This window comes from Kitasatospora phosalacinea (assembly GCF_030268885.1).
Lineage (GTDB): Bacteria > Actinomycetota > Actinomycetes > Streptomycetales > Streptomycetaceae > Kitasatospora > Kitasatospora phosalacinea_C.
This window is the reverse complement of the sequence record NZ_BSSA01000029.1, coordinates 24,698-49,665: the sequence shown is the minus strand read 5'-3', so window position 1 is coordinate 49,665 and position 24,968 is coordinate 24,698. Positions and strand designations below refer to the sequence as shown.

General features: G+C 76.6%; 19 protein-coding genes and 1 pseudogene. 6 read left to right on the top strand and 14 right to left on the bottom strand.

Going from position 1 to position 24,968, the window contains the following annotated elements; genetic code table 11:
• Positions 1 to 136: 136 nt before the first annotated feature.
• The 5 genes from QSK52_RS30870 to QSK52_RS30850 all read left to right on the top strand — a co-directional run bounded on the left by QSK52_RS30870 (position 137) and on the right by QSK52_RS30850 (position 6,375).
• Entirely contained in the window at positions 137 to 1,018 is an 882-nt protein-coding gene (locus tag QSK52_RS30870; RefSeq protein ID WP_285739511.1) for a MurR/RpiR family transcriptional regulator, read from the top strand.
• Positions 1,019 to 1,084: 66 nt separating this feature from the next.
• Positions 1,085 to 3,166 (top strand): prolyl oligopeptidase family serine peptidase, encoded by a 2,082-nt coding sequence (locus QSK52_RS30865; protein WP_285739510.1) that lies wholly within the window; start codon positions 1,085 to 1,087, stop codon positions 3,164 to 3,166.
• Complete coding sequence (locus tag QSK52_RS30860; protein WP_285739509.1) at positions 3,163 to 4,170, top strand: S66 peptidase family protein; 1,008 nt, start codon at positions 3,163 to 3,165, stop codon at positions 4,168 to 4,170. The genes QSK52_RS30865 and QSK52_RS30860 overlap by 4 nt, the downstream gene beginning before the upstream one ends.
• On the top strand, positions 4,158 to 4,991 hold the full coding sequence (locus tag QSK52_RS30855; RefSeq protein ID WP_285739508.1) for a M55 family metallopeptidase: 834 nt from the start codon (positions 4,158 to 4,160) through the stop codon (positions 4,989 to 4,991). Before QSK52_RS30860 ends, QSK52_RS30855 begins: the two co-directional genes overlap by 13 nt.
• 34 nt (positions 4,992 to 5,025) lie before the next feature.
• Positions 5,026 to 6,375 carry a M20/M25/M40 family metallo-hydrolase gene (locus tag QSK52_RS30850; RefSeq protein WP_285739507.1) on the top strand — a complete coding sequence of 450 codons (1,350 nt, stop codon included), beginning with the start codon at positions 5,026 to 5,028 and terminating at the stop codon, positions 6,373 to 6,375.
• Between the two features lie 7 nt (positions 6,376 to 6,382).
• Here the strand turns inward: QSK52_RS30850 and QSK52_RS30845 are convergent, their stop codons facing one another.
• The 10 genes and pseudogenes from QSK52_RS30845 to QSK52_RS30800 all read right to left on the bottom strand — a co-directional run bounded on the left by QSK52_RS30845 (position 6,383) and on the right by QSK52_RS30800 (position 20,344).
• Positions 6,383 to 7,909 (bottom strand): PucR family transcriptional regulator, encoded by a 1,527-nt coding sequence (locus QSK52_RS30845; protein WP_285739506.1) that lies wholly within the window; start codon positions 7,907 to 7,909, stop codon positions 6,383 to 6,385.
• 198 nt (positions 7,910 to 8,107) lie between these two features.
• Positions 8,108 to 10,747 (bottom strand): glycosyl hydrolase-related protein, encoded by a 2,640-nt coding sequence (locus QSK52_RS30840; RefSeq protein WP_285739505.1) that lies wholly within the window; start codon positions 10,745 to 10,747, stop codon positions 8,108 to 8,110.
• Positions 10,744 to 11,433 (bottom strand): N-acetylmannosamine-6-phosphate 2-epimerase, encoded by a 690-nt coding sequence (locus tag QSK52_RS30835; protein WP_285739565.1) that lies wholly within the window; start codon positions 11,431 to 11,433, stop codon positions 10,744 to 10,746. Before QSK52_RS30835 ends, QSK52_RS30840 begins: the two co-directional genes overlap by 4 nt.
• Before the next feature lie 399 nt (positions 11,434 to 11,832).
• A pseudogene (locus QSK52_RS30830) lies at positions 11,833 to 13,251 on the bottom strand (FAD-dependent oxidoreductase); the annotation flags it as partial.
• Complete coding sequence (locus QSK52_RS30825) at positions 13,248 to 15,014, bottom strand: DUF4127 family protein (RefSeq protein WP_285739504.1); 1,767 nt, start codon at positions 15,012 to 15,014, stop codon at positions 13,248 to 13,250. The pseudogene QSK52_RS30830 and the gene QSK52_RS30825, both read right to left, overlap by 4 nt.
• Entirely contained in the window at positions 15,011 to 16,333 is a 1,323-nt protein-coding gene (locus tag QSK52_RS30820; protein ID WP_285739503.1) for an ROK family protein, read from the bottom strand. The genes QSK52_RS30825 and QSK52_RS30820 overlap by 4 nt, the downstream gene beginning before the upstream one ends.
• Positions 16,330 to 17,100, bottom strand: a complete 771-nt coding sequence (locus tag QSK52_RS30815; protein ID WP_285739502.1) for a GntR family transcriptional regulator — start codon at positions 17,098 to 17,100, stop codon at positions 16,330 to 16,332. The genes QSK52_RS30820 and QSK52_RS30815 overlap by 4 nt, the downstream gene beginning before the upstream one ends.
• A complete protein-coding gene (locus QSK52_RS30810) occupies positions 17,097 to 18,002 on the bottom strand; it encodes a carbohydrate ABC transporter permease (RefSeq protein ID WP_285739501.1) in 906 nt (301 codons plus the stop codon). Before QSK52_RS30810 ends, QSK52_RS30815 begins: the two co-directional genes overlap by 4 nt.
• Entirely contained in the window at positions 17,999 to 18,877 is an 879-nt protein-coding gene (locus QSK52_RS30805) for a carbohydrate ABC transporter permease (RefSeq protein ID WP_285739500.1), read from the bottom strand. The genes QSK52_RS30810 and QSK52_RS30805 overlap by 4 nt, the downstream gene beginning before the upstream one ends.
• Positions 18,878 to 19,027: 150 nt before the next feature.
• The gene (locus tag QSK52_RS30800; protein WP_285739499.1) at positions 19,028 to 20,344 is read right to left on the bottom strand and encodes an ABC transporter substrate-binding protein; all 1,317 of its coding nucleotides are present in this window, start codon (positions 20,342 to 20,344) and stop codon (positions 19,028 to 19,030) included.
• 345 nt (positions 20,345 to 20,689) lie between these two features.
• Here QSK52_RS30800 and QSK52_RS30795 point away from each other — a divergent pair, with 345 nt between their 5' ends.
• Positions 20,690 to 22,009, top strand: a complete 1,320-nt coding sequence (locus QSK52_RS30795) for a DUF3370 family protein (RefSeq protein WP_285739498.1) — start codon at positions 20,690 to 20,692, stop codon at positions 22,007 to 22,009.
• Positions 22,010 to 22,088: 79 nt separating this feature from the next.
• Here the strand turns inward: QSK52_RS30795 and QSK52_RS30790 are convergent, their stop codons facing one another.
• The 4 genes from QSK52_RS30790 to QSK52_RS30775 all read right to left on the bottom strand — a co-directional run bounded on the left by QSK52_RS30790 (position 22,089) and on the right by QSK52_RS30775 (position 24,962).
• Entirely contained in the window at positions 22,089 to 22,427 is a 339-nt protein-coding gene (locus QSK52_RS30790) for an STAS domain-containing protein (RefSeq protein WP_285739564.1), read from the bottom strand.
• A gap of 306 nt (positions 22,428 to 22,733) precedes the next feature.
• Positions 22,734 to 23,135 (bottom strand): ATP-binding protein, encoded by a 402-nt coding sequence (locus tag QSK52_RS30785; RefSeq protein WP_285739497.1) that lies wholly within the window; start codon positions 23,133 to 23,135, stop codon positions 22,734 to 22,736.
• 91 nt (positions 23,136 to 23,226) lie between these two features.
• On the bottom strand, positions 23,227 to 24,249 hold the full coding sequence (locus QSK52_RS30780; protein ID WP_285739496.1) for a DedA family protein: 1,023 nt from the start codon (positions 24,247 to 24,249) through the stop codon (positions 23,227 to 23,229).
• Positions 24,246 to 24,962 (bottom strand): class I SAM-dependent methyltransferase, encoded by a 717-nt coding sequence (locus QSK52_RS30775; protein ID WP_285739495.1) that lies wholly within the window; start codon positions 24,960 to 24,962, stop codon positions 24,246 to 24,248. The genes QSK52_RS30780 and QSK52_RS30775 overlap by 4 nt, the downstream gene beginning before the upstream one ends.
• Positions 24,963 to 24,968 lie beyond the last annotated feature (6 nt).

The window sequence follows — 24,968 nt, the reverse complement described above, 5'->3', positions numbered from 1 at the left end:
TCCGTCCGCCCGGCCCGGCTCCCGCCGCCCGGACGCCCAGCCTCCCGGCGACGCTACAGGTCCCGCTCCGTCCCGACAGCAGGGAGTACGCCGTGAACCGCACCCTCCGCCCGGGCCCGACCTCGGGGGTCCGCCGATGACGACCGCCGGCTACGCCTCCGCCTGGTCGGAGCCGGCCGCGACGCTGGCCGACGCCGCCGACGAACTCGGCGGCTCCGAACGGCGGTTGGCCCGGGCCATGCTCGCCGACTGGCCCGACTCGGCGCTGCGCCCGCCGACCGCGCTGCTGGCCGAGGCCCGCGCCGGGGGCGGCGACCTGCACCGGCTGGTGCGCGCGGCCGGGTTCCGCGACCTGGGCGAGTTGCAGGCCAGGGTCGCCGAGCGGCTGGACGAGGAACTGACCGCCCCGCGGGAACGGTTCCGGGCCCGGCTGCGTCCGGCCCAACTCCCCGGGCTGACCCGGCGGATGGCCGAGCGGGAGGCCGCGAACGTCACCGCCACCCTGGAGGAGGCCGACGACGACGGCACCCTGGACGCCGCCGCGCGCTCGCTGCTGACGGCCCGGCAGCGCTTCGTCCTGGGCACCGGCCGCAGCCGGGGCCTGGCCCACCTGCTGGCGGCCGACCTGGGCAGCGTGCTCGGTCGGGTCGTCCTGCTGGACGGCGGCACCGACCGCGCGGTGGAGGCCCTCACCGACGCGGGCCCCCGGGACGTGGCGGTCGTCTACTCGGTGCGCCGCTACGACCGCTGGACGCTGCGGGCCGCGCAGGCGCTGCGCCACCGCGGCGTGCCCCTGGTGGCCGTCGTGGACGGCCACGGCTCGCCGGTCGCCCCGCTCGCCGACCGGACGCTGACCGCGGCCACCGGGGGCCCGTCGTTCGCCGACTCGCCGACCGCGCTGGTGGCCCTCGGGCACGCCCTGGTGACGGCGGCGGCCGCCCGTTCCAAGGGGGCGCTGCGCCGGCTGGAGCGCCGGGAGGAGGCCGACCGCCTGCTGGGCCGCTTCCCCGGCGACTGACCCGCCCCGAACCGCTCCCGACCCCACCCCACGAACGAGCAGCCCCCCGACGAGCATTGGTGACCCATGACTTCAGCAGTTCCCGGCCGCCCCGCCCCGGGTGCCTGGCCCTCCCCGATCGAAGCCGAGGACGTGGCCCGCGCGGACGGCGTCCCCGGCTGGGCGGAACTCGTCCCCGAGCCCTCCGGCCTGGCCGTCTGGTGGGACGAGCCCCGCCCGCTGGAGGGCGGCCGCCGCTGCGTGGTGCGGCGCTCGCCGGACGGCACGGTGCAGGACCTGCTGCCGGAGGGGTTCAACGCCCGCAGCCGGCTGCACGAGTACGGCGGCCGCGCCTGGCGGCCGGTCTCCCTGCCCGCGGGCGACCCGGCGGGCGACCATGCGGGCGACCCGGCGGGCGGCGCTGCGGCCGGGGGCCCGCCCGCGCTGGTCTTCGTCGACTGGCCCGACCAGCGCCTGCTGCTGGCCGTCCCCGGGACGCGGCCGCGGCCGCTGACCGCCGCCGCGCCGGAGGCGGCGGGCGGGCCCCAGGTGCGCTACGGCGACCTGTACGCGCCGCCCGGCCGCGCCGAGGTGTGGTGCGTGCGCGAGAGCGTCGGAGCGGGCCCGCGCGAGGTGCGGCGCGCGCTGGTGGCGGTGCCGCTGGACGGCTCGGCCGTCGACGAACCGGCCCGGGTGCGGGTGCTGGCCGACGGCTACGACTTCCTGGCCTGCCCGCGCCTGTCCCCGGACGGGCGGCAGCTGTCCTGGATCGGCTGGAACCACCCCGCGATGCCGTGGGACGGGACGGAGCTGTGCGTCGCCGCCCTGGACGGCGCGGGCGGCGCGCCCCGGGTGGTGGCGGGCGGCGCGGACTGCTCGGTGGTCCAGGCGGAGTGGCGGGACGCGCAGACCCTGTGGGCGGTGGCCGATCCGGACGGCTGGTGGAACCTGCGGCTGGTGCCGCTGGACGGCGGCCCGGGCCGGACGGTGGCCCCCCGGGCGGAGGAGTTCGGCGGGGCGCTGTGGCGGCCGGGCGCCGCCTGGTTCGCGCCGTTGCCGGACGGCCGGGCGGTGGCCGTGCACGGCACCGGCAGCGACCGCCGCCTGGGTGTGGTCGACCCGTCCGACGACAGCGTCCGCGACCTGCCGCTGCCCTACAGCGACTTCGCGGCGACCGTGCACGCGGCCGACGGGCGCGCGGTGTGCGTGGCCGGTTCCCCGCGGGCCCACCACCGCGTGGTGCTGGCCGACCTGTCCGGGGGCGGCCCGCACGAGGCGCTGACCGGCGAGGCCCTCGTGCCGCGCGTCGCCGACTGGCTGCCGCACCCCCGCGCCGAGGTGTTCCACGACGCCGACGGGCAGCGGGTGCACGCCGCGCTGTACCCGCCGCGCAACCCCGACCACGCACTCGCCCCGAGCGAGCTGCCGCCGTGGGTGGTGTTCGTGCACGGCGGCCCGACCGGCAGCTCGCCGATGGCCCTGGACCTGGAGATCGCCTTCTTCACCAGCCGCGGCATCGGCGTGGCCGACGTCGACTACGGCGGCTCCACCGGCCACGGCCGCGCCTACCGCGAGCGGCTGCGCGGCACCTGGGGCGTCGTGGACGTGGCGGACTGCGCGACGGTGGCCCGCGGCCTGGTCGCCCGCGGCCTGGCCGACGAGCGGCGCCTGGCGGTGCGCGGCGGCAGCGCGGGCGGCTGGACCGCCCTGGCCTCGCTCACCTCGGCGGGCCTGTACGCGGGCGCCGTCTCGCACTACGGCATCACCGACCCGCTGGCCTGGGCCGCGGACACCCACGACTTCGAGTCCCGCTACCTGGACGGGCTGATCGGCCCGCTCCCGGAGGCCGTCGCCCGGTACGAGGAGCGTTCGCCGGTGCGCAACGCCCACCGGGCGAGCGGGCCGGCCCTGCTGATGCACGGGCTGGAGGACGTCGTGGTGGGGCCGGAGCAGTCCCGGGCCTTCGCCGCGGCGCTGGAGGCCGCCGGGCTGCCGTGCACGCTGCTGGAGTTCCCGGGCGAGCAGCACGGCTGGCGGCGCAGCAGCACGATCGTCGCCGCCCTGCGCGCCGAACTCGCCTTCTACCAGCGGATCTTCGGCCTGGTGCCGGAACCGGCCGATCAGGCCGGTCGGACCGCGGACGCCCCCGCCCCGCAGGCCCACCGGTGAGCGACCCCCGGACCCCTCCCCCGTCGCTGCGGCCACCGGCCCTGCGCCCGGGCGACGCGGTGGCGGTCGTCGCGCCCGCCGGGCCGGTGGAGCCGGAGCAGCTGGCGCACGGGGTCGAGGTACTGGAGTCCTGGGGCCTGCGGGTGTCGGTGGCGCCGCACGTGACCGCCTCCCACCTGGGGCACCTGGCGGGGCGGGACGCGGACCGGGCCGCCGACCTGCAGGCGGCCTGGACCGATCCGGGGATCGCCGCGGTGCTGTGCGCCCGCGGCGGCTACGGCTGCCAGCGGACGGCGGACCTGCTGGACTGGCGGGCGCTGGCGGCGGCCGCGCCGAAGCCGCTGGTCGGGTTCAGCGACGTCACCGAACTGCACCGCCTGTTCGCCGCCCGGCTGGGCGTGGCCACGTTGCACGGGCCGATGGTCGCCACCGCGGCGTTCGCCGAACCGGGCTCCGCCGCGCACCTGCACCGGGTGCTGTTCGCCCCGGGGACGGTGCGCGAACTGCCCTTGTACGGAGCGGCGTTGGCGACCGGCCGGGCGCAGGGCGTGCTGGCCGGCGGCAACGCGAGCCTGCTGGCCTCCTCGCTGGGCGGGCCCGACCCGGTCGTCCCGGACGGCTGCCTGCTGCTGCTGGAGGAGGTCGGCGAGGAACCGTACCGGCTGGACCGGATCCTCACCCAGCTGCGCCGGGCCGGGGTGTTCGGCGCCGTCGCCGGGATCGTGCTGGGCGACTTCACCGACTGCGGGCCGCCCGCGGCGGTGGCCGAGCTGCTGCACGACCGGCTGGCCGGGCTGGGCGTGCCGGTGGCGGCGGGGCTCCCGGCCGGGCACGGCCGCGTCCAGCTGACCGTGCCGCTGGGCGTGCGCGCCGAACTGAACGCCGCCCCCGGGCCCGGCGCGAGCACCCTGCTGCTCGCGGAGCCCCCGCTGTCGCCCCCGGCCGCGGCGGAGCACGACCCGACACACCACGACCGGAAGGACACCAACCCGTGCGCGTCATGATCTCCGCCGACATGGAGGGCGCCACCGGCGTCACCTGGCCCGACGACGTGGAGCCGGGCACCGCGGCCTGGGAGCGGATGCGGCGCCTGCTGACCGGTGACGTCAACGCCTGCGTGGCGGGGCTGTTCGCGGGCGGCGCCACCGAGGTGCTGGTCAACGAGGCCCACTACACGCAGCGCAACGTCCTGATCGAGGACCTGGACGAGCGCGCCGAGCTCCTGACCGGCCGTCACAAGCCGCTCGGCATGATGCACGGGGTGCAGGACGCGGACGGCGTGGTGATGCTCGGCTACCACACCGGGGCGGGTGAGGAGGGGGTGCTCGCGCACACCTACCTGGGCACGGGCCTGGTCGACTTCCGGATCGACGGCGGGGCCGCCGACGAGGGCCGGATGAACGCCCTGGTCGCGGCCGAGCACGGAGTGCCGGTGCTGCTGGTCACCGGGGACGACCTGACCTGTGCGGCCGCCGGGCGCTGGGCCCCGGGGGCGCGGACCGCCGCCGTCAAGCGGGCGGTCAGCCGGTACGCGGCGGTCTGCCTGCCGCCCGCCCGCAGCGCCGCCCTGATCGAGGAGCAGGCCCGGGCCGCGGTGCGGGCCGCGCTCGCGGCGGGGCGTCCGGCCGGGGTGCCGGGCGAGCACCGCTTCGAGGTGACCTTCCACGCCACCCACCAGGCGGCGGCGGTGGAGGCGGTGCCGACGGTGGAGCGGACCGGCCCGCGCACCGTCGCCTACACCGCGCCGACCGCCACCGACGGCGCCCGCACCTTCAAGGTGTGCACCACGGTGGCGGCGTCCGCCGCGGAAGCGCACTACGGCTGACACCCCGCCACCCCGCACCGGAGAGGACCCGCCCATGACCACCCTTCCCGAGCCCGGCCTCGCCGCCGCGGGCGACGACGCCGTCCGGCTCTGCCACGACCTGCTGCGCATCGACACCACCAATCCCGGTGACGGCACCGGCCCGGGCGAGCGGGTGGCCGCCGAGTACGTGGGCGCCGCGCTGGACGCGGCGGGCATCGCCTCGGCGCTGGTGGAGGCGGCGCCGCGCCGCTCCACGGTGCTGGCGCGGATCGGCGGCCACGACCCCTCGCTGCCGCCGCTGCTGGTCCACGGCCACCTGGACGCCGTCCCGTTCGACGCCGCCGACTGGGCGCGCCACCCGCTGTCGGGGGACCTCGTCGACGGCTGCCTGTGGGGGCGCGGCGCGGTCGACATGAAGGGCACCGTGGCGATGGTGCTGGCACTGGCGCGGCACTGGGCGCGCAGCGGGGTGCGGCCGCGGCGGGACGTCGTGCTGGCGTTCCTCGCGGACGAGGAGTCGACCGGCGACTTCGGCTCCCGGTTCGTGGTGGCCCGGCACCGGGAGTGGTTCGAGGGCTGCCGGGAGGCGGTCAGCGAGTCGGGCGGCTTCTCGATCACCGCGCGGCCGGAGCGCGGGCCGGAGGCCGGGCGGGAGCTGCGGGTGTACCCGGTGGCGGTCGGCGAGCGCGGCACCGCGTGGATGCGGCTGACCGCCCGGGGGACGGCCGGGCACGGCTCCAAGCAGAACCCGGACAACGCGGTGGCGACCCTGGTGCACGCCCTGTCCCGGCTCGCCTCGCACCGCTGGCCGACCTCGCCGACGCCGCCGGTGGAGGCCCTGCTCTCCTCCCTGGAGCGGGAGTTGGGCCTGAGCATCGACCGCTCCCGGCTGGAGGAGGAGGCCGTCCGGCTCGGGCAGCTCGGCGAACTGTTCGACTGCACGGTGCGCGACTCGGCCAACCCGACGGTGCTGGCGGCGGGCGGCAAGGTCAACGTGGTGCCCGGCCGGGCGCACGCCGAGGTGGACGGCCGGTTCCTGCCCGGCCACCGGGAGGAGTTCCTGGCCACCGTGGACCGGCTGCTCGGTCCGGGCGTCACCCGGGAGTTCATCAACTGCGAGGACGCGGTGGCCGCCGACCACGAGGGCCCGGCGTTCGCGGCGATGGCCGCGGCGCTGCGCGCCGAGGACCCGCTGGCCCGGCCGGTGCCGTTCGTGATGTCCGGGGGCACCGACGCCAAGTCCTTCGCCCGGCTGGGCGTCCGCTCGTACGGCTTCGCCCCGCTGCTGCTGGACCCGTCCCTGCACTACTACGGCATGTTCCACGGCGTGGACGAGCGGGTGCCCGCCGCCGGGCTGGGTTTCGGCGTCCGGGTGCTGGACCGCTTCCTGCGGACGTACTGAAGGGCGGTCAGAGCGCGGCCGCCTCGCGGGCGCGCAGGGCCAGCCACAGGTCGATCCGGTCCTCGGCCCGGTCCATGTGGCGGCCGGTCAGGCGGCCGATCTTGGCGATGCGGTTCTGCACGGTGTGCCGGTGCAGGCCGAGCAGGGCGGAGGTCTCGGCCCAGCTCCCGTTGGTCTCCAGCCAGACCCGCAGGGTCTCGGTCAGTTCGTGGTCGGGGTCGGCGGCGTCGAGGGCGGCGAGCGCGGTGTCGGCGAACGCGGCGAGCAGCGCGGGGCTGCCCAGGCTGAGCAGCAGCCGCACCGACCCCGCCTCGGCCGCGGTGACCGGGCGGCCGGCCTGGGTGCTGGCCGGGAGCAGGGCGTGGGCCTGGCGCAGGGAGAGCGCGGCGTGCTGGGGGGCGACCGCGGGGCCGATGCCCGCCGGGCGGCCGGGGGCGAAGCGGGCGAGCAGCGCGAGCGCGTCGGTGCCCTCGGGCACCACGGCCTCGACGGTGGTGCCGACGGCACGGGCGAGGCCGCCGGGTATCGCCAGGGCCAGGTCGGCGGCGGTCTCGGCGGCCTCGCTGGGGTGACCCGTGCCGGGCGGCGGGTCGGCGCGGGCGGCGACGTGCACGGCGAGGGCGCGCAGCGGCCCGGCCGACAGGTTGACCGAGGAGAGCAGGGCGGTGGCCCGGGAGGCGCTGAGGTCGGCGGCGAAGAGCCGGCTGAGCACGGTGGTGCGGTGGCGGCGGCGGGGTTCCTCGGCGAGGTGGCGGCGCTCCAGTTCGACGGAGAGCAGCGAGACGAGGACGCTGCCCAGCAGCCGGGTCTCGGCGGTGCCCGCGCCGACCAGCACGACGAAGCCGCGCAGCCGGGCGGCCCCGAGCGGCTGGGCGTGCACGGGGCCGCCCGGCAGGTCGCCGCCGCCGCTGCCGCGCAGGCCGCGCAGGGCGACGGCGTCCAGGATCGTGGCGGCGCCCGCCAGCACCTCGGCGGCGTCGGCCCCGGCCGCGCCGAGCGGTCTGGCCAGGACGTCGCAGACCACGACGGCGAGGCCGGTGGCGCGGTACCAGGCGGTGAGCAGGTCGGCGAGGCCGTCCGGGGAGGCCGCGGCCGCGGTGAGGCGGCGCTGGGTGCGCAGGGTGCGCTCCAGCAGGCGGCGCTCCTCGGCGGAGCGGGCGTCGAAGACGGCTTTGGTGACGGCGGCGGGCGAGGTGCGTTCGGGGACGGTGATCAGCGGGAGGCCGTGCCGGTCGGCGGCCCGGGCGAGGGCGGACGGCACCTGCTGGTGGGGCAGGGAGGGGCCGAGGCCGAGCACGAGCGCGGCGGCACCGGCCCGGTCGAGGTCGCCGACGAAGGCGGCCAGGCGGTCGGGGGCGGAGTCCAGCAGCAGGCCGGTGGTCATGACCACGTCCCCGCCCTCCAGCCAGGCGGACGGGTCGGTGGCCTCGGAGGCGTGGGCGGCCCCGACCGTGCGACCCAGCCCGGCGGCCCCCGCGGCGAGTTGCAACCGGAGGGCGGGGATGGCCAGGAGGTCGCGGACGGTGAGGGGCATGGGCCGATCGTTCGACGGGTCGGGTGATCTTCGATGTGATAGCACAGGACGGCCGGTGCGCGCACCGGTCATGACGACCCTGCCGTTCCCGGCGGTAGCGGGAACGAACCGTCAGGCCCGTTACCGGATGGGCTGGTTCCCTCCGGAGGGTGACCCTGCGGAGGGAACGGGCCGGACGGCTCCGCTGAGCGGCCCGGCTCAGCTCCGGGTCAACCGCAGGCTGACCAGGGCGTACGGGGCCAGGTCCAGGGCGAGGGCTCCGGTCGGGTACGGCTCTCCCGTCGGCGACTCGTCCAGGCGGACCGGCGCGGCCCGCCAGCCGTCGGGGAGTTCGACCTCGACGGCGGAGGGCCGCCCCGTGGGGTTGGACAGGCGCAGCACCAGGCCGTTGCCGTCCTCCGCGCCCTTGAGGGCGGTCATCCGCGCGCCGCGCACCCGCAGGCCGGGGGCGCCGGTCGCCGCCGGGGCGGTGCCGGGGCGCAGTTGGGCGGCGCGCAGCGGGACGGTGGCGGCCTCGGCCAGGTCGACCAGGTCGGCGTCGGCGGCGACGGGGGCGCCGACGGCGAGTGCCAGGTCGAAGGAGTGCCGGCGGCGGCACTGGGCTTCGGGGGTGGCCATCATCGGGCCCGCGCCGGTGGTGCGGGCGTTCAGGTCGAAGCGGGAGAGCCAGCCGACCGAGCGCAGCAGGGTGACCACCAGCTCGTCCTGCCCGGACGGGCTGGACCCGGCGGCCAGGCCGGTGCGTTCGGGCAGTCCGGCGGCGGCGACGGCGATCCGCAGCTCGCCGTCGCCGATCGCGCTGACGCCCTGCACGGGGACGCAGCCGTACTCGGCCTCGTGGGCGCGCTCGGTGGGCAGCGGGCCGAGGTCCGGGCCGACCGGGTGGTCGAGCAGGCTGTAGTGGGTGTCGGCGCTCCAGCGGGCGGACGGGGCCGGGGTGGGGAAGTGCACCCGCAGCCGGTGGTCGTCGGCGGTGTTGTCGAAGGTCAGGTTCCACCGCAGCGGGCCGTCGTGGCCGGGCCAGTGCGCGACGGTGACCGTGAGCGGGACCTCCACCGTGTCGGCGGAGCGGGCGGCGCGGTCGGCGGTGAGGCCGGTCGGCAGCTCGATCACCGCGTCGAGCTCCAGCACGGTGCGCACCGCGGAGGTGCGGCGGCGGGCGGCCAGCAGGCGCGGTGCCCGGGGCGCGTCGTGCGGGACGGGGTCGAAGTTGTAGGTGTCGCCGCGGTCGCCGTCGTCCAGCAGGGCGGCCAGGCCGGGCAGTTCGGTGCCGTCGGCGAGCCGCAGGGTCAGGGCGGCGTCGTCCCGGGCGGTCAGGGTGGCGCCGTCGGGCAGCGGCAGGGCGCGCTCGTCCTCCTCGACGGTGGCGCCCGCGTCCGGTCGCGGGGTGTCGCCCAGGACGACGGTGTGCACCGCGTGGCCGAGGGCGGGGACGTCGGCGGCCAGCAGGTGCAGGCGGTGGCGCAGGGCCGGGCGGGAGTCCGGGAGCAGGTCGAGGTCGGCCTCGAACGCGGTCTCCTCGCCGAGGAGTTCGGCCTCGAACGGGACGGGGGCGCCGTCCGGGCCGGTGAGCGTCTGCGGGTGGCGGCCGGGCGCGGTCAGCAGCTCGACGGTGACGGGGCCGGTGTGCGGGCGCGGGTGCGGGTTGAGGACGGCGAAGGCGGCCCGTTCGGTCTCCGGGTCGCCGTAGCGGCGGGTGTCCAGGCCCGCGGCGCCCAGGGCGCGCAGCACCAGGTGGTCGGCGGTCTGCCGGACCCGCTCGAAGCGGACCTCGTTCTCCCGGTGCACCTCGTCCACGCTGCAGCCGCAGATGGAGTCGTGCGGGGCGTTGCGCAGCAGCAGTTCCCAGGCGTGGCGCAGTTCGGCGGCGAGGGTGGCGTCGTCGGGGGCGTGCAGCGCCAGCAGGGGTTCGGCCCAGCGCTCGAGGTCGGTCTGGGCGGCGGCGTTGGCCTGCTTGAGGTAGGTGCGGGCCGAGAAGGTGCCGGGAAGCAGGAAGGTGAGCCGGCCGGGGCGGTGGCGCAGCGGCCCTTCGACCAGCGGGACGCCGCCCGCCTCGGCGGCCGCGCGGGCGGCGGCGAAGAACGCGGCCAGGGTGCTCTCGCCGAGGACGGCGCCCTGCTCGGCGGCGGCGGGGGCGGTGGCGGCGAGCGCCCCGGCGGGGTCGGTGGGGGCGAGGTGGTCGCCGCCGTTCATCAGCAGCCAGGGGCCGCCGGGCAGCCGGTCGCGTTCGGCGGCGAGGAAGTCCTTCAGGCGGGCCGCGCGGCCGCTGTCGCCGTCGGGTTCGGCCCACAGCACCTCGGCGGCGTGGTAGCCCTGGTTGGCGGCCAGTACCTGGGAGCCGTCGGGCGAGCGCCAGTGGAAGCGGGCGACGCCGTCGGGGGCGCCGCGCCACACCAGGGCGGTGTCCATCCCGAAGCCGTTGAGGATGCGCGGCAGGTCGGCGGGGTGGCCGAAGGTGTCGGGGCAGTAGCCGACGTCGGCGAGCACGCCGACCCGGGTGCCCCAGCGGCGGGCGGTCAGCAGGTTGCGGACCAGGTTCTCGCCGGAGACGAGCTGGTTGTCGGCGAGCACGTGCCAGGGGCCGAGGGTGAGCCGTCCGGCCCGGGCGTGGGCGGCGAGCCGGTCGGCGAGGTCGGGGCGCAGGGCCTGGACGTCGGCGAGCACGATGGTCTGGCCGTCCAGGTGGAAGGTGGTCATCCGGCCGTCGTCGAGTTCGGCGCAGACGCGTTCGGCGAGTTCGACGAGGCGGGCGCGGTAGGACTCGAACGGGCGGTACCACTCGCGGTCCCAGTGCACGTGGGTGACGACGTGGCAGTCCACGGGCGGGGTGGTGGTCACGGCTGGTCCTCCGGGGCGGTGCGGGCGGTGGCGAGGGCGGCGGCGAAGCGGGCGGTCAGGGCGGCGGGGCGGGTGATGGCGCCGCCGACCACGACGGTGTGGGCACCGGCGGCGAGCGCGGCGGCGGCTTCCTCGGGGGTGGCGATGCGGCCCTCGGCGACGACGGGGACGTCGAGGCGCTCGGCGAGGGCGCGCACCAGGGCCAGGTCGGGTCCGGCCTGGTCGGGGCTGTCGGGGGTGTAGCCGGAGAGGGTGGTGCTCACCAGGTCGGCCCCGGCGGCGGCCGCGGCGAGGCCCTCCTCCAGGGTGGCGACGTCCGCCATGACGGGGACGCCTCGGGCGTGCAGCGCCCCGATCGTCTCGGCGAGGGTGCGGCCGTCGGGGCGCGGGCGGCCGGTGCCGTCCAGGGCGACGACGTCGGCACCGGCCTCGGCCACGGCGAGGGCGTGTTCGAGGGTCGGGGTGATGTACGGGCCGTCCTCGCCGTCCTTCCACAGGCCGATGACGGGCAGCGGCACCGCCATCCGGACGGCGGCGATGTCGGCCGGCCCGTTGATCCGCACGGCGGCGGCGCCGCCGCTGTGCGCGGCGACGGCCATCTGCGCCATGTACTGCGGCCCGTGCAGCGGCTCGCCGGGCAGCGCCTGGCAGGAGACCACCAGCCGTCCGGCCAGACCGGGCGGCAGGGGCGGGCGGGACGCCGGTGCGGCGGTGGGCACGGTCGGCCTTTCTCGGCGGGTGTCGGGGAGGCGGCGCTCGACGGCCGCGCCCAGCGCGGTGACGACGTCCTGCCAGGGCGCGGTGGCCGGCAGGTGGTCGGCGGCGCGGCCCGCGCCGGGGGCGAGCCGGTCGGCGGCGGCGCACAGCGCGGCCCGGTCCGGCACGTCGGCGGGCTCCTTCGGGTCGGCGGTCAGCCGCTCCAGGCGCGCCCCGCCGAGACCTCCGGCGGCGGCGAGCAGGTGGGCGGGGGCGAACAGCGGGTCGGCCGGGTCGAGGTCGGTCAGCCAGGCGAGCGGCACGCCGCGCCGGACGAGGGCGAGCTGGAGGAGCGTCAACTCATCGCGCTCGTCGATCAGTTCGGCCGGGTCGAGGGCCCGGGCGAGGGACTGCGCGGCCAGCGTTCCGGCCGCCTCGCCGACCGCCCACTCGCCGTGGTGCACCCGGTAGGCGGCCGCGGCGGCCTGGGTGGCCGCCAGGTTCTTCGCGGCGGCCAGCAGGTTGCGCGGGGTGCCCGCCACCAGGGCCGACAGCGGCACCTGGAACGGCGCGGTGGGCGAGTACGCGGACTGCGCGTGGCCGATCCGGGCGTGCAGGTCCATGTGGTAGAAGGCCAGGCCGCCGCTGTCGGGCCGGTTCGCGGCGCGGGCCGCGCCGGGGACGGGCTCCAGGTCCTGCTGCCGGACGGGCGCGGGCGGGGCCAGTCGGCGGGACTCGCGCACGTACGGTTCGGCGGCCAGGCCGCCGGGGGCGCAGGCGTCGTCCGCGACCGGGCGCAGGCCCGGGTAGCCGCGGCCGGTGCCGTCGTCGCGCAGGCACTCGGTCTGCAGCCAGTGCAGGAACGCCAGCGACAGTCGGCGGGACTCGGTGCGGGCCCGTTCGGGCTCGTGCACGAGGGAGGCGTCGGCGTAGTCGTTGCCCGCCCAGTTGATCAGGGCGAGGTCGGTGGTGCCGAACCGCGCACCCTCGCGCAGTCGCCGGTAGGTCCAGAACGGCGGGTGGCCGTCCGGTCCGTCGGTGAACATCCGGTAGCGGTGCGCGCGGTCGTCCCAGCCCGCGATCTCCAGGGTGAACGGCTGGGCGTCGCGCCAGCGTTCGTAGCCCTCGGGGCGCGGCACGGTGTGGTCCTCGCCGGGGCGGTGCTCGACCAGCAGGCCGGTGGTGCAGGACTGCACGGCGTGCGGGTGCGGGCCGCCGGGCAGCGCCAGGCTCTCGCCGAACGCCGTGCGGCCCTCCGAGCCGATCGCCCAGGGCGCGCCGGCCAGCGGGAGGAGTTCGCCGGTCTCGGTGGCGTCGCAGAACACCTCGGCGGCGACGGCGAGTTCGCGGCCGTCCCGGTCGCCCAGTCGCACCGAGGTGAGGCGCCCGTCCTCGCGCACCGCCCGGACGGGGCGCACCCCGGTGACGATCCGCAGCCGACCGGCGGCGACGTGCGGGGCGAGCAGCGCGTCCAGGACGCGCAGCGCCGCGGCGGGTTCGAAGCACAGGCGGCTGACCCAGCCGCCGCCGGGGTTGTCGGCGCCGCCGTACTCGGCGCGCAGCAGGCGGCGCAGCCGCAGGTAGGAGGCGGACGCGCCGCCGGGCGCCTCGATGTGCGGGTGCTCGTCGAGGGCCGGCACCAGCTGGGTGGTGATCTGCCCGCCGAGCACCTGCTGGTCGCAGGTCAGCACCACGGTGCGACCCGCTTCCGCGGCGGCCAGGGCCGCTGCCACGCCGCCGAGCCCGCCGCCGATCACGGCGATCTCGGCGGCCAACTGCTGGACGTGGGCGGTCTCGTGGAGTGTCATCGGGCGTCCTCCGGGGCGCCGGGGCGGGTGGCGGCTTCGGGGTGGGCGACGGCTTCGGGGTGGGCGGCGCCGACGGAGCCGGGGAGGGGGGCGGAGTCGCCGCCGACACGGGCTTCGTCGCCGGAACCGCTGCCGGTCCTGGTGCCGGGGCCCGGAGCAGGACCGGCACCGCTGACGGAACCGCCGCCGCTGCCGGGAGCGAGGCCGGAGCCGCTGGCGGAAGCGCCGCCGGTCCCCGGAGCAGCGCCGGAGCCCGGGGCGCAGCCGCCGCCGCTGTCGGTGAGCGCGAAGTCGACCTCGAAGGTCCGGGACCAGGGCAGTCGGACGGACTCCGGGTCGATGTCCAGGCCGTCGAAGCCGGGCAGTTCGGCGCGGCGCCGGGCCAGGCCGTCGGCGATGTCGGCGAGCACGGGGTGCCCGTCGGGGACGTGGTCGTGCCGGGTGGGGTCGCTGCCGAGGACGGCGCGGATCCGGGCGCGTTCGCCGCTCATCCAGCCCCGGTCCTCGACCAGGCGGTGCAGCAGCAGGCGCCGGTGGGCGCGCTCGTCGAAGCACCCGGCCCGGCGGGCGGCGACGGCCGTCACGGTGTGGGCGGCCACCGTGCCCAGCGTGTTGCCCGCGGTGTTCCAGCCGGCGTACGCGGTCAGCTGCTCCAGGACCCCGGCCTCGGCCAGGGCGCGGACCAGCTGCGGGTCGGCGCCGTTGGGCTGGGCGCAGTCGGCGACGGCGACGGCCTGCCCGGCGGCCAGCAGGTCGGCCGCGCGGGCGGCCAGCGCCCGGGCCGGGGCGGGGTCGGTGGCGGCGGGCGGGGAGACCGCCCAGTCCCCGGTGCCGTCGGGGGTGTGCACGAGCAGCACGACGTCCGGCGTGTCCCCCTCCGGGACGACGACCGCCCCGCACGCCTGGAGCTGCCGGGTTGCCGTGGTGGCCACCGGCACGTTCTCGTAGGCGGCGGTGCGGCGCAGCCCGGCCGGGTCGACGGCCTCGATCCGGACGGTCGGGGCGGGTCCGCCCAGCAGGTCCAGCAGGGTGCGGGCGAGCAGCACGGTGCACGCCTCGTCGGCGCCGGGCCGGACGCTGACCCGCTCGCCCAGGCCGAGCCAGGCCGTCCAGGTGTCCAGCCAGCGGAGTTCGGCGGTGGCCAGGCCGTGTTCGGCGGTGTCGTCGGCGCCGACGACCAGGGTGCGCAGGGTGCCGTCGGCGACCAGTTCCAGCGCGGCCAGGTTGACGGCGTGGTTGCGCACCCGCCGGGTGAGGAAGTCCGCGCGGACGTCGGTCGGCAGCGCGGCGGCCCGCAGGGTGGTGGCGACGGCGGCCGGGTCGGCGGCGCTCCGGTGCAGGTCGGCGGAGAGCCGGTGCAGGGCGGGGCCGTGCGGGTCCCAGTAGGCGGGTTCCTCCATGGCGTCGGCCGAGTCGGGGGTGCGGGTGATCAGGGTGACGGCGTGGACGGCGACGCCGCGCGCGGCCAGGCCGTGCAGCGACGCCCAGGCGGCGGTGACGGAGGCGACGGTGGCCGGCCGGGTGCGGGAGGCGATCAGGCCGCCGTGGCCCAGCGTCTCCAGGGAGACGACGGCCGCGTCGGCCTCGACCTCGGCGAGCCATCCGGCGAGGGCGGCGGGGCTGCCGGGTTCCCGCAGCACCGGCATGGCCTCGGCGGGCGGGGTGAGCAGCCGTGCGCCGGCGACCGCGGCGACCAGGCGCGGCAGTTCGGCGCAGGCCGGACGTTCGTCCAACGGCACCAGGGCGATGCGGGGGGAGCTCACGGCGTTCCTGCACTTTCGGAGGGTTCGGCGGCCCGCTGCCCGCGGGTGTCGCGGATCGGCGCGGCGGACGGTGCGGGGGCGTCTGCGCGGACCGCCGCGCACGCGGCGCCGGTCCGCGGCGGGCGGGCGCCGATGGCGACGGGCCCGCCGGTGCGTCGGACACCACCGCCCGGGGCGGCGGACGGTCCGTCAGGATCCGCGGCCCACGGCGGCCGGGCACCGCCCGGCCTGCGGGCCTCGGCAGTCCCCCCGCCGGGAGCGTCCGCGCCCCCCGACCCACCGCTGTCCCCCACCGGGACGACAGCGTGCGTCCGCCCGGTCCGCACGGCACGGGCATCCGTGGCCCCGGTCCCCGCCCCGACCAGTCGACGAGCCTCCGCCGCGGCGCCGATCAGCACGGCGTCGGCGTCCAGCGCGGAGCGCACCACCCGGACGTCGGCCAGCAGGGGCAGGGTGTGGACGGCGAGGGCGGCGCGCAGGCCCGTCTCGTACCAGGGGCCGGAGGCGGCCGCGCCGCCGCCGAGGACCACCACGTCGGGGTCGAGTCCGGCGACGACGCCCGCCAGTGCCGTGCCCAGGGCGTACCCGCCGGAGTGCAGGACGGACTGGGCGACCGGGTCCCCGGTCTTCGCCAGGGCCGCGACGGCGCGGAGGTCGGGCAGGTGGCGGTAGGGCAGCCGGCGGCGGGCCTCGGCGGCCATGGCCGGGCCCGCGGCCAGCGCCTCGACGTGTCCGGTCGCCCCGCACGGGCAGGTGGTTCCCTCCGCGCCGGGGACCGGCAGGTGCCCGAGGTGCCCGGCCGCGCCGTGCGCGCCGCGCAGGATCAGGCCGCCGACGGCGACGGCTCCCCCGATGCCGGTGCCGGCCATCACGCCGACGGCCACCCCGGTGTCCCGGGCGGCTCCGGCGGCGCACTCGCCGACCAGGAAGGCCTGGACGTCGTTCAGGGCGGTGGCGGGCAGCTGCAGTTCCCGCTCGGCGGCCGCGGCCAGTTCGGTCCCGGCCCAGCCGGGGAGCGCGGAGGTGGCGGCGGTGATGCGACGTCCGCGGGCGTCGACGACACCGGCCGTGCCGAACCCGACGGCCACCGGCGCGGCCCCGAGGGCGGTGCCCTCCTCGGCCGCGAGCCGGGCCAGTCGCAGGGCCGCGGCGAGGACGGCGGCCCCGCCGTCGGCGGCGGGGGTGGGGACGGTGAGGCGGACGGCCGGGACGGGTCGACCGTCGGTTCCGGTGACGACGGCCGCCGTGGTCTTGGTGCCGCCGATGTCCACGGCCAGGACCGGTGGCACCGCCGCGCGGTGCTCGGGGGTGGTGCTCATGGTCGGCGTTCCCTGGTGATGGTGAAGGTGAAGTCGTAGCGGTCGGCGCGGTAGAGGCTGACGGCGCGTTCGACGGCGCGGCCGCGGGCGTCGCGGGTGACCCGCTCGACGTACAGGGCGGGGAACTGCGGCGGCACGTTCAGCAGCGCGGCCTGGGCGGCGTCCACGAGGGTGGCCCGGACGGTCTGCTGGGCGCTCTCGGGGGCGGCGCCGGCCCGCTCCAGCAGGGTGTAGAGCGAGGCGGGTTCGCCCTGGTCGAGCAGGCCGGGCAGCAGGGTCTCGGGCAGCCAGACGTTCTCCAGGCACATGGGTTCGCCGTCGGCGGTGCGCAGCCGCTCCAGGTGGACCAGGGGGGTGCCCGGTTCGACGAACAGGTGACGGGCGTTGACGACGTCGGCCGGGACGCGTTCCATCAGCAGCAGTCGGCCCGCGGGCGTCATCCGGCGGGCGCGGATGTCCTCGGAGAAGGACGTCAGGTGCAGCGACTTGCTGATCGTCTCGCGCTCGGCGACGAAGGTGCCCGAGCCCTGGACCCGGTAGACGTGGCCCTCCTGGCTGAGGCGTTCGATCGCGCGGCGCACGGTGACCCGGCTGACGTCGTAACGGGCCATCAGGTCGCGTTCGCTGGGCAGCGGGTCGTGCGGCGCGGCGCCCTCGACGAGGTCGAGCAGGGCGCGGCGCAGCGTCTCGTGCTTGGGCTCGCGGGGCTCGGTGGCCCGCGTCTGCTTGCCGACACCGCGCGCGGTGCCGTTCGTCGTCGTGTTCATCCCTTGACCGCTCCCTCACCCACGCCACGGAAGAAGAACCGCTGCAGGGCGAAGAACAGGACCAGCAGCGGCACGACGGCCATCATGGTGCCTGCGGCGATCACGCGCTGGTCATTGGTGAACGTGCCGGACAGGTACTGGATCCCCACGGTCAGCGTGTACTTGCTCTGGTCGGAGAGGGAGACCAGCGGCCACAGGAAGTCGTCCCAGCTGAAGACGAAGCTGAAGATGGCGACGGCGGCCAGGGTGCCGCGGACGGAGGGCAGGGCGATCCGCCAGAACCGCGTCCACTCCCCGGCGCCGTCCAGGACCGCGGCCTCCTCCACCTCGGCGGGCAGGCGGCGGAAGGCGTTGCGCATCAGCATCACCGACAGGCCGGAGGCGGCGCCGGGGATCATCACGCCGAGCAGGGTGTCGGTCAGGTGCAGCGAGCGGGCGACCAGGAACTCGGAGACCATGATGCTCTCGAACGGGATGATCATGGTGGCGAGGAAGATCCCGGCGGCGAGGCCGCGGCCGCGGAACGTCATCCGGGCCAGCGCGTAGCCGGCCATCGAGCCGAGCAGGCAGTTGCTGAGCACCGAACCGAGCGCCACGACCAGCGAGTTGCCCGCGTAGTGCAGCACGGGGACGGTGTCCAGCACCTCGGCGTAGTGGTGCAGGGTCGGGTGGGCGGGCAGGAGTTGGGGCGGGTAGCCGAAGACCCGCTCGCCGTTGCCCTTGAGGGAGGTGGACAGCTGCCACAGGAACGGGCCGACGGTGAGGGCGAACACGAGCGCCAGCAGCAGGTAGCGGCCGGTCAGCCCGGCGGCGGTGCGCACCCGGCGGGCGGTCGGGACGGGGGTGGCCGGTCGGCGCGGGTCGGCGGCGACCGGGGCTTGCGGGGTCTGCAGCGTGGTCATGCCCGTTCCTCCCGGGAGTTGAGGCGCGTGACGGCGACGGACAGGCCGAGGGTGCCGAGGAAGAGCACGATGCTCATCGCGGAGGCGTAGCCCGCCTCGCCGCCCAGGCCGAGCCCGACCTCGCGAATGGTGTAGACCAGGGTGCGGGCTTCGCCGCCCGGCCCGGCACTGCCGTCGCTGAGGGTGTAGACCTCGGCGAACACCTTGGCGGAGCCGATCGCGGCCAGCGTGGCGACCAGCACCATGGTGGGCCGCACCAGCGGCAGGGTGACGTGGCGGAAGCGCCGCACGGCACCCGCGCCGTCGACCTCGGCCGCCTCCAGCAGCGAGCGGGGCACGTTGGCCAGTGCGGCCAGGTAGACCACCATGTAGTAGCCCAGGCCCTTCCAGACCGTCATCGCCATCGCGCTGAACAGCAGCAAGTGCGCGTCGGTGAGGAACGGCACCGGCCCGGCGGCCAGGTGGAGCCCGCGCAGCACCGAGTTGACCAGGCCGTCGTCCGAGAGCAGCCAGGACCAGATCAGGCCCGCGACCACCATGGACGCCACCACCGGCGAGTAGAAGACCGCCCGGAAGAAGCCGATGCCGGCGATCCGCTTCTGCACCAGCACCGCGAGCAGCAGCGGCAGCACCACCAGGCAGGGCACCACCACGGCGATGTACAGCAGCGTGTTGCGCACCGACTGCCAGAACTGCTCGTCGTGCAGCAGCCGCGCGTAGTTGTGCGTGCCGGTGAAGGTGCCGCCGCCCAGCGTGCTGGCGTCGGTGAACGACAGCACGGCGGTGTTGGCGAACGGAACGATGAAGAAGCAGACGGCTATGGCCAGGGCCGGGAGGAGGAAGAGCCAGGGGACGTACCAGCGTCGGCCGGTCACGGGGGTCTCCTGTCGTACGGGGTGGGCGGGCGCGGGTGGGGCGCCGTCGCGGGCGGCGGGGGGGCCGCCCGCGACGGCGGGTCCTGCACCGCGCCGGGAGTGGCGCAGGACCGCGGGGCCGGACGCGGGGGAGGCGTCCGGCCCCGGGCATCAGCCGGCGGCGCCGGTGATCTTGTCGGCCTCCTCGACCGCCTGGTCGAGTGCCTGCTGCGGCGTCAGCTTGCCCTGCAGGGCGAGCTGGACCTTGCCGATGACGGCGGCGGTCACCCGCGAGTCGTACTGCACGGGCACCAGGTTCTCGGCCTTGGCGATCTGCTCGGCGGAGATCCGGCGGGCGGTGCCCTCGGGGCTGGTGTCGCCCTCGGCCTTGAAGTAGGGGTCCTTGAGCGATTCGAGGGTGCTCGGCAGGATCGTGACGATCTTGCTGAAGGCGAGCTGGTTCTGCGCGTTCGACAGGTACTTGGCGAAGTCCAGGGCGGTGGCCTGGTTCTTGCCCGACTTCGGGACCAGCAGGCCCATGACGGACATGTTGGTGGCGCCCGACGCACCGGTGATCTGCGGGCCGACGCCGGTGTTCGCGGCGATGTCGGCGGCGTTCTTCTTGATCGTCGCGAGGAAGTTGGGGCCCGAGGGCAGCAGGCCGATCCGGCCGGACTGGTAGGCCTCGTTCTCCTTGCTGTGGTTCTGGGTCAGCGAGTCCTGCGGGTAGACGCCGCCCTTGTAGGCGTCCACCAGCTTCTGCAGGTAGGCGGCGGCCTCGGGGGTGTTGAAGGTCCACTTCTTGCCGGAGGCGTCCAGCAGTGGCACGCCCTGCTTGGCGAGGTCGGTGACGAACCGGTTCTCCAGCGCGGGGTGGATGCCGTAGAAGGCGCCCTGGCCGGCCGCGGACAGCTTGGCGCCGTCGGCGAGCAGCTCGTCGAAGGTCGCCGGCGGCTTCTCCGGGTCCAGCCCGGCCTTCTTGAACAGGTCCTTGTTGTACATGGTGACCTCGGAGGTGAGGTACCACGGCAGCCCGAAGGACCCCTGCTGTCCGGGCACCTGGAAGGCCGACCAGGCACCGGGCACGTAGGACGCCTTCACGTCGGCGGCGGCCTTGTCCAGGTCGACGAACAGGCCCTTGGCCTCCAGCGCCTGGGCGAACTGGGGGTTCAGGTTGACCACGTCGGGCAGGTTGCCGGCCGTGGCGTCGGCGGTCAGCTTCTCCTGGGCGCCCTGGAACGGGATGTCCACCCAGTTGACCTTGGTGCCCGGGTGCTCCTTCTCGTACCCGGCGATGACGCCGTTCATGTAGTCGGTGAAGGTCGGCTTGAGCTGCAGCGTCTCCAGCGTGACGGTGCCGCCGACCTTGCCGGACGGCGTGCCGCCCTGGTCGGCGGACGAGCCGCTCGATCCGAGACCGCAGGCGCTCGTGGCGAGGGCGACGGTGACGGCGGCTGCGGCCAGGCGGATGCCTCTGCTGCTGGGCATGACTCTCCTACTACGGCGGGGGAAAGGCGAAGGAGGCCGGATCGTTCCGGAAGTGGTACGGACCACTTGACGAGAAAGTTCGCAGCTGGTCCCCCTTCGCGTCAACCCCCCGTTGGCTTCCGTCCGGTCAAATCGCCAAGTCTTCCCCACCAAAAGGGACATAGCGCCACTATTCAATCCAACGGGGCGGCCAATTCGGTCCTAGCCACTTCTGGCGCACCGCCACTTCTGGTATCTACCTCTATGGCTCCGAAGCGCCGGTCGTCGACCGCCACGGAGTCCGTCACGTGACCGCCCCCGCACGCCTGCGATCCGGGCATCCCCCACTCTCACGAGGAGAAACACGTGAACCACCGCCCCTCCCCCACCCGCCGGACCCTGCTCGGCCTGGCCCCCGCCCTCCTCGCCGGGGCCGCCGTCCCGCTCGCGGCCGCACCGGCCCACGCCAAGACTGGTAGTGACCACTCGTCAGCAGCCCACGGCCCCTGCGGGTGCGCCCAGGCGCTGGCCGCCTCCGTCGACGTCGGCGCCTGGACGGTCGGCACCCCGTCCGCGCCCGGCCCGACCGTCCCGCGCGACCAGCTCTTCCAGCTGCCCGGCGGCCCGACCGGCGCGGAGATGTTCGTCTCCAACAACCCCGAGACCTTCACCGGCCCCGGCTGGCTCGCCCAGTGCGCCCGCACCACCACCAACCGCGGCGGCTCGGCCCACCCGCTCTCGGGCACCTTCCCGGTGTACCTGTACCACCAGAACAACACCGGCACGACGGCCTACCTGCACGTCCTGGTGTCCAACCCGAACAGCACCGCGGTCACCGTCCAGGCCACCGGCTCGGTGTGGACCAACGCCCAGAAGCCGCTGGTCCAGGACCCGGCCCAGCGGGCGGGCACCGGCCCCTGCTACGCCACCTCCTACGACTGGGCGGCCGGGACCACCCGCAGTTACCTGGCCGCCACCGCCGTCCAGCCGCGCACCGTGGTGGAGGTCGCGAAGATCCCGATGACCTCCTCGATCGTCGACGGCCTGCTGGACGTGACCGCCTCGGGCGGCGTGTACGTGTACACCGCGGTCACCACCGACGGCAGCACCACCACCGCGGTCAACTACACCCAGAACGACGCGCAGGCCGCCCCCGGCAACATCGCCTCCCAGACCGCGACCACCTACGGCCGCGAGGCCGGGGTGTACGCCGCCTCCCGCTGGGAGACCGGCACCTTCGACGTCACGGTGCCCGCCGCGGGGGCCTACCTGGGCCTGGCCCTCAACACCACGCAGCGCCAGGTCGCGGCGCTGGACCAGACGGTGGCCGCCACCGCCGCCCTGTCCGACTCCTCGCAGCGCAGCTGGGGCAACTACGGCATGCGCTACGCCGTGCGCGCCCGGCTGACCAACCCCTCGACGCAGAGCCGCACGGCAGTGCTCACCTTCGGCTCCAACGTCACCGGCGCCACCGACGTGCCGGGCGACACCTGGAACGGCGCCGCCTCGGTCCGGGTGGACGGCGGCCCGGCCCGGATCGGCACCCTGTACGTGCGTCCCACCGTGCCGCGGTGCGAGATCGGCCGCTACGTCCTGGCCCCCGGCGCCAGCACCCTGGTGGAGCTGGAGTTCGAGGTCCCGGGCCTGATCACGGCCGGTTCGCAACTCCTGTTCGAGAGCGTCTGACCCTCCGCCGCGCGACCGGCCGCCGACACCAGCACGCCCGCGCGGCGACGGCCGCCGGTCGCGCGGCGCGGGGCGCGGGTCAGCGTGGTAGCTGCGGGCGGGGCGGCAGGGGGCTGAGGGGGAACAGCGAGGCGGTCCCGGTCGTCTGCAGTAGCCGGGCCACCTGCTGACCGGGGTGGGCCAGGGCGAGCAGGGTGCCGTGCCGGTTGGCCTCCAGGCGAGCGGTCAGCAGGCTGTTGAGGCCGCTGGAGTCCATGAAAAAGACGTCCTGCAGGTCGAGCAGGACGACCGCCGGTGCGGGACGGATCGCGAGGGCGCGGCGCAGGTGGTGCTCCAGCCGGGGAGCGGTGTGGATGTCGATCTCTCCGGTGCACAGGAGGACCGGCCCGGCCCAGTTGTCGCCGGTGGTGACGGTCAGGTTCTGCGATGCGCTGTCGATGGAGGCGTCCCTCTCTGCATGTCGGCGTACCCCCGTACCCCACCGTACGGCGACGCGCCGGGCGCGTCCGCACCGGTACCGGACTCTTCACCGAGCCGACACGCAGGAGGTGGAGCGGGGGCGTTCGCTGCGCCGTGCGGCCGGGCGCCGGCGGCAGTCCCCCGGGAGGGGCCGACGGCGCCGCCGACCGGGACCGCGTCCCGTTCGGGCGCGCCCGCCGAACGCGCCCGGTGCCGGGTCGGGTCCGGTCGAGGAGGCCGTCGCCCCCCGGGGGCGCGGCGCCGCTCATCCGTCGTGCGGGGCGGGCAGGCGTGCCCAGACGGTCTTCCCGTTCCCGGCAGGCAGGCTGCCCCAGTCGAGGGCGAGCCGGTCGACGATGCCCAGGCCGTAGCCGCCGCTCGCCCCGGGCGGGTCCGGCCTGGCCCGGGGCAGGCCGGGCGAGGAGTCGGTGACCGCCACCCGCAGCACCCCGGCTTCCAGGTCCAGGTCCAGGCGCCGCAGGCCGTCCGCGTGCCGGGCGGCGTTGGACAGGAGCTCGGCTCCGACCAGGAGCACATCGGCGCCGGCCACCGGGTCGACGGACCAGTCCGCGAGGGCACGGCGCAGGAAGTCCGTGCCCAGGCCGGTGCGCCCGCCCGGACGGAAGTCCAGGTGACGGTGGTGGGCGGTGTTTCCGGGTGCGGCCATGGCGGATCCAGTGAACCCCGTGACGGACAGGAGGGGAAGTACTGCGCAGCGTGTGCCCGGTCCGCCGCGGCCCACACGGGCCCGCGGGCGGCTACGGCAGACCGACGGCGGCGCCGGGCCGCAGGACGCGCGGGGCCTGCTCGGCAGCGTGGTGGACCGGGAGGAGCGAAGCCGTCCCGGTGATCTGCGGCCTCCGCCCCGCCCGCTGCTGCCGGTCCTCGTGGATCTCGGAGTCCGTGGCGCCCCCGCACGAACGGGGTGCGGCAACGGCCGCCAGAACGTCGGGGGCGACTCGAGGGGCTCGTCCTCCCGGAACCGGACGGCGCTCCCCCACGGCCCGAGCAGGTCCTCCACCAGCTCCGCGGGCACACGACCGCGACTGGCCCGCCTGCGCTCCTCCGGTGCCCGACCACGCCCGAACCACCCGGTTCCGCCCGCCTTCGAGCGATGACTCCGGGACACCGTTGGCGACACGGCGGACAGCCCCGCCGTCACCACCACCCCGTGTTCCGCCGCTGCGTCCTCGCACCGTCCGCCGTCGCCGTCGGGCCCGGACGGCGACGGCGGCGACGACCACGATCACGGCACCGGTGACGGGCGCGGCTCCGGGCCGCCAGGTCGCGAGGGCGAGGTAGCCCGCGCCGGTCTCGGCGGTGGCCCACAGGAGGGCCGCCCCGAGGCCGAACGGCGCGATCCGGCGGTAGGGCGTCCCGGCAGCGCCGACGAGGTGCGGGGCGAGCGTCCGGGCCACCGGGAGGAACCGGGCGGCGAACACGGCCCGGCCGCCGTGGCGGGAGAGCAGCTTCTCCACCCGTTCCCAGGCCGCGGCGGGCAGCCGCCGGGCCGGTCGGCAGGTGCGCAGGCGCGGTCCCAGGGCCCGGCCGGTCCGGTGCGCCAGGAAGTCGGCGAGGGCGGCGGCGCCCGCCGCGGTCGCGGTCAGCAGCGGCAGGTCGAGGCACCCGGCGCGGGCGAGGGCGCCCGCGGTGAGCAGCACGGTGAACGTCGGCACGAACGCTCCGACCACCAGCACGGATTCGCCGAGGACCACCGCCGCCACCAGGGCGTAGGCGCCGCCGGCGGGGAGCAGGCCGAGCACCTCGGCCGGCCCGGTCACCCGTCCGCCCCGGCCCGGGCCCGGCGGGGCTCCGCGGGGACGGGCGGCCGGGGCGGGACGCGCAGTTGCCAGACCCTGGCCGGGGGCAGGTTGGCCCACACCGTCCTGGAGACGGCGGCGTGGTCGCGGCGGTAGGCGCGCAGCACCTCCTCCACGGCCCGGTGCCGACGGGCCGGGCGGGCGGGGCCGGTCAGGGCGCGGACGCGCCGGGTGCCGCGGTAGGCGAAGTAGGTGAGGACGCCGCCGGGGCGGAGGCGTTCCAGGTAGCCGTCCATGATCGCCTCCACCTGGAGCGGCGTGAAGTTCGCGAACGGCAGGCCGGAGACGATCAGGTCGTAGCGGCGTCCGGTGTCCAGTTCCTCGACCCGGCCCGGATGGACCCGTACCTCCAGTGCCGTGCCGGTGTCCGCTAGCCGGCGCAGAGCGGGGACGAAGCGGGGGTTGGACTCCGCCACGTCCAGTCGGCTGCGCGCCGGGAGCCGGGCGATCAGCTCCCGGGTGACGGCGCCCGTCCCGGCCCCGGCCTCCAGCACGTCGAGCGGGCCGCCGGGCGCGGTGTCCAGCGGTGCGCACAGGGCGCGGGCCAGGGCCCTGCTGCTGGGGGCGACCGCCCCGGTGGCGTGGAGGTCGCGCACCGCCTCCAGCAGGAACGTCCAGCCCTCGGCGCGGCGCTGCGCGAGGACACGATCACGGGAAGTCGTCCATTGGTCCATGGCTTT